The following is a 4,605-nucleotide window of genomic DNA, read 5'->3' on the forward strand; positions in this document are numbered from 1 at the left end:
TCAATATTCTGCTCGCGAGAAGAGGGGCGCCCCACCGCGATAAATTCCTCCACTAACTGCGCAATCCCGCTTTCCAGTGTCATTTTTATTCCCTTTTCTGTATGGATATACAGTGTTATAGCCTGGTTTGGTATGAATGGAAATGGGAAAAGTGGGCTGAGTACGATTCTGGAAAGCGGCTCGCAAAAATAGAAATCGTTCGCGTAATAACTATTTTCTCGTCAGTCTCAGGTGTATGTTGTTTGAAAAATAAGCGCGAATGATATACTGGAGGTATATGTGAGTATGATGGCTGGGATGGATATGGGCAGAATTTTACTCGATTTATCAGACGACGTGATTAAACGGCTTGACGATCTCAAGGTGCAACGCAACCTACCTCGTGCAGAACTCTTGCGGGAGGCCGTTGAGCAGTATCTGGAAAGACAGGATCGGGCTGAAACCACAATTTCGAAAGCATTGGGGCTCTGGCAAGGCTGTGAGGAAGATGGTGTTGAATATCAACGTAAACTTCGTGAGGAATGGTAATGGTCAAAGGGGCTGCGCTTTTTGATACCAATATCCTCATCGACCTGTTTAGCGGGCGAAGTGAAGCAAAAGTGGCGATAGAAACATGGCCGCCACAGAACGCAATCAGTCTCATTACATGGATGGAGGTGATGGTAGGCGCAAAAAAATACCATCAGGAGGCCCGTACTCGCATTGCGCTAGGCGCTTTTAACATTATTGGTGTTTCACAGGATATTGCTGAGCGAAGCGTGAATATCAGGCAAGAATACGGGATGAAATTGCCGGATGCCATTATCCTGGCTACTGCGCAGATTCATCATCTGACACTGGTTACGCGTAATACCAAAGATTTTGCAAGCATATCCGGTGTGGTCACACCGTATACGTTATAGTCCGGGCGACCAGCGTCGCCCGGCAGTACTGGGGTTTTACTCCCCTTCACCCGGGAACAGGAACGGGTTGATGGAGCTGCGGGCAAAGCCTTCTTGCTCCATGTGTGCATCCAACATCAGGGAAGCGAGGTCGTCGGCCACGGCCTCGACTTTCGGGTCTTTTTCCTGGTAGAGAATCTTCAGGTAAGTCCCGCAGTCGCCGCAGCTTTCCGCTTTAATTGCCGCCTGCTCGTTATCCAGCGACCAGTAGTTCAAATCGCGGCTCTGTTCGCAGTTGCTGCACTTCACGCGCACCACGTGCCATTCGGTTTCGCACAGGTTGCAGTGCAAATAACGTAGTCCCTGCGTTGTGCCGATTTGCACCACGCTGGAGACCGGCATCGAACCGCATACCGGACAGAACTGGCGTTGTTCGCCGTACTCAGCGCGCGCTTTGCCGGGGATCAGGCTTGCCATCTGTGCCCAATAGAGCGACAGCGCAGCCCAAATAAACGGGGCTTTGTCGCTGCTGACGGAGGCAAAATCTGAGGCAAACAGCGCGCTGGCCATCAGCTCCAGTTCCTGCTCAGAGGCTTTTTCCAGATTCTCGATTACGGCCAGTGCAGGGCCGCTCATCTCCGGCTTCAGCTCAGCAATTAGCGATTGCAGCAGTTTTTGCCAATGTTTGTCGCGTGGCAGGACGTGGATATCCAGCGGCGGCTTGCCCTGATCGTTCGCTTCTTTGATACGAGCGGTCAGATCCATCTGCAGCGGATGATCGTACAGCACCACTTCTTGTGCGTGGGCGATCAGCGCGGCAAAGCGCAGATAATCGCCCAGCGGGTTGTTTTCGACCAGCTCGCGCAGACGTTCAGCACGGCGGTTATACAAATTTTTGAGTCTGGGGAACAATAACGGCGGAATCATATCCGCCGTGCGTTTCTCGCTCGAACCCAGCTCATCTTGCGGGATTATGCGAATGCTCATTCAGATGATTTTTCCTGTTTCTGGCGGACTTCACGGTACCAGCGCGGATGATGTTTCTTCGCCCACGATTTAGTAACCCATCCCTCCACCATCGCGGTAATGGTGCCTTTCACCCAAAGGGCGGCGTAAATGTGCACCATGATAACCACAATTAACGCTACTGCGGCAAATGAATGCAGCATTAACGCGAATCGGATCACCGGGATTGAGAAAGCAGGCGCAAAATACGGACGCCAGATGATCACTCCGCTCACCAGTAACAGCACCAGGAAGATAATCGCCGCCCAGAATACGCATTTCTGGCCGAAGTTATAACGTCCCGTGTCACCTACTTCCTCGTTGACGACAATCTTACGAATATTCTTCGCCCAAAAGATATCATCCCGATTGATTAGATTGTGGTGCCAGTAACGGAAAAACATGATGATAAACGAGGCAAACATGATCACGCCGACAAACGGGTGCACAATTCGCGCCAGTTGCGGCGTGCCCATGATGTGCATCAGCCAGTTAAAAGACGGGAAGAGAAAACCCATCCCGCTCACTGCCGCCAGAATAAAGCAGAAGGCGGTTACCCAGTGGTTGATGCGTTCCGGCGCCGTGTAGCGCACGATGGTGTCACGTCGTTTCATTTGCGCACCTCGTCTTTCTCTTCATGCAGATTGTCTTCTTCCTCTTCCGCACGGTTTGGACCCACACCGACGTAGTGGAAGATACTGGCCGCAAACGTCGCTGCGAAGCCGACCGCTGCCAACGGTTTCCAGATGCCTTTCCAGAACTTCACGGTGGCGCTGATTTCCGGGTTCTCCGGCAGACCGTGGTACAGATTCGGCTTGTCGGCATGGTGCAATACGTACATCACATGCGTACCGCCAACGCCCGCTGGATCGTACAGGCCCGCGTTTTCGTAGCCACGCGTTTTCAGTTCCGCCACGCGCTCACCAGCCAGCGTTTTCATCGACTCTTTGGTGCCGAAATGAATCGCCCCGGTTGGGCAAGTTTTCACGCAGGCCGGTTCTTGCCCGACCACCACACGGTCGACGCACAGCGTACATTTGTAGACGCGGTTGTCTTCCGGGTTGAGGCGCGGCACATCGAACGGACAGCCAGCAATGCAGTAGCCGCAGCCGATGCACTGCTCGGACTGGAAGTCGACGATGCCGTTGGCATACTGAATGATTGCGCCTTCAGCCGGGCATGCCTTCAGGCAGCCTGGATCGGCGCAGTGCATACAGCCATCCTTGCGGATCAGCCACTCAAGTTTGTCGTTCTGTTCCACTTCCGAGAAGCGCATCACCGTCCAGGATTTGGCGGTCAAATCAGCCGGGTTATCGTACACCCCAACGTTGTTGCCCACTTCATCACGGATGTCGTTCCACTCGGAACACGCAACCTGACAGGCTTTACAGCCGATACAGGTCGTGACGTCGATAAGTTTCGCCACCTCTTCCTGGTGATCCCGCGCCTGAGGCGCGGGGGTGAAACCGTTAGTGGCGGATCGACGAATGATGTCTTGCGATTGATAAGCCATAGGTCGTCTCCGTTACACCTTTTCCACGTTCACGAGGAAGGACTTAAATTCCGGCGTCTGCGTGTTCGCATCACCAACGAATGGCGTTAACGTGTTAGCGATAAAGCCTTTTTTCGCCACACCTTCGTAGCCCCAGTGAATCGGAATACCGATGGTATCGATATCCTTACCGTTGGCCTGTAGCGTACGAATACGTTTTGTCACCACTGCTTTGGCCTTGATGTAGCCGCGGTTAGAGGAAACTTTAACGGTATCGCCATGGGAGATGCCGAGCTTATTCGCCAGCTTCTCGCCAATTTCCACAAACTGCTCCGGCTGGGCGATGGCGTTCAGCAACGCATGCTTGGTCCAGTAGTGGAAGTGCTCGGTCAGACGATAGGTTGTACCGACATACGGGAACTTATCCGCTTTACCCAGCGCTTCCGCGTCACCTTTAAAGATACGCGCGGCAGGGTTAGAGATAACGTTCGGGTGCAGCGGGTTAGTGCCGAGCGGCGTTTCAAACGGCTCGTAGTGTTCCGGGAACGGTCCTTCCGCCATCTTATCAATAGCAAACAGGCGTCCCATCCCTTCCGGCTGCATGATGAACGGCCCGACGTCAGTACCCGGTGCGGCGGCGCTATAGTCTGGAATATCCATCCCGCTCCATTTCGCGCCATCCCATTTCAGGATCTGACGTTTTGGATCCCACGGATTTCCCTGCGGGTCTGCGGAAGCACGGTTATAAAGAATGCGGCGGTTAAGCGGCCATGCCCAGGCCCAACCCAGCGTATTGCCAAGGCCCGACGGGTCGGCGTTATCGCGTCGCGCCATCATATTACCTTCCGGCGTCCAGCTACCGGCAAAAATCCAGCAGCCGCTGGAGGTCGTGCCGTCATCACGCAGTTGGGCGAACGAGCTGAGCTGTTGGCCTTTCTTGACGATTACCGCGCCGGTTGCCGGGTCGATAATATCAGCCAGCGCTTTCCCGTTGCTCTCCATCGCCACTTCTTCCGAAGCCGGTTCATGCGGTGTGGAGTAGTTCCAGGTCATGCTCAGCACCTGTTCCGGGTTCGCGCCACCTTGTTCGGCATACATCTTGCGCAGACGCAGGAAGATACCGGCGAGGATTTCGCCATCGGTTGCGGCAATCCCTGGGGCATCCGCGCCTTTCCAGTGCCACTGCAGCCAGCGACCAGAGTTGACGATCGAACCGTTCTCTTCGGC

6 protein-coding genes are annotated in these 4,605 nt (G+C 54.2%); 2 read left to right on the forward strand and 4 right to left on the reverse strand.

The genetic code is table 11. From position 1 onward, the window contains the following. Positions 1-285: 285 nt before the first annotated feature. Together KQJ18_RS21765 and KQJ18_RS21770 are read left to right on the forward strand one after the other, a co-directional pair. On the forward strand, positions 286-528 hold the full coding sequence (locus KQJ18_RS21765; protein WP_001523745.1) for a CopG family transcriptional regulator: 243 nt from the start codon (positions 286-288) through the stop codon (positions 526-528). Next, positions 528-902: a type II toxin-antitoxin system VapC family toxin gene (locus KQJ18_RS21770; protein WP_159121985.1), complete on the forward strand. Its 375-nt coding sequence runs from the start codon at positions 528-530 to the stop codon at positions 900-902. The genes KQJ18_RS21765 and KQJ18_RS21770 overlap by 1 nt, the downstream gene beginning before the upstream one ends. A gap of 36 nt (positions 903-938) precedes the next feature. Here the strand turns inward: KQJ18_RS21770 and fdhE are convergent, their stop codons facing one another. The 4 genes from fdhE to KQJ18_RS21790 form a co-directional block, all read right to left on the reverse strand. Beyond that, the gene (fdhE, locus tag KQJ18_RS21775) at positions 939-1,868 is read right to left on the reverse strand and encodes a formate dehydrogenase accessory protein FdhE (RefSeq protein ID WP_216422724.1); all 930 of its coding nucleotides are present in this window, start codon (positions 1,866-1,868) and stop codon (positions 939-941) included. Next, a complete protein-coding gene (gene fdoI / locus KQJ18_RS21780) occupies positions 1,865-2,500 on the reverse strand; it encodes a formate dehydrogenase cytochrome b556 subunit (RefSeq protein ID WP_038635897.1) in 636 nt (211 codons plus the stop codon). Before fdoI ends, fdhE begins: the two co-directional genes overlap by 4 nt. Beyond that, positions 2,497-3,399 (reverse strand): formate dehydrogenase O subunit beta, encoded by a 903-nt coding sequence (fdoH, locus tag KQJ18_RS21785; RefSeq protein WP_003028691.1) that lies wholly within the window; start codon positions 3,397-3,399, stop codon positions 2,497-2,499. Before fdoH ends, fdoI begins: the two co-directional genes overlap by 4 nt. A 12-nt stretch (positions 3,400-3,411) precedes the next feature. Continuing rightward, on the reverse strand, positions 3,412-4,605 hold a 1,194-nt coding region (locus tag KQJ18_RS21790), incomplete at its 5' end, for a molybdopterin dinucleotide binding domain-containing protein (RefSeq protein ID WP_275945711.1).

The organism is Citrobacter sp. S55_ASV_140 (assembly GCF_018919505.1).
Lineage (GTDB): Bacteria > Pseudomonadota > Gammaproteobacteria > Enterobacterales > Enterobacteriaceae > Citrobacter > Citrobacter werkmanii.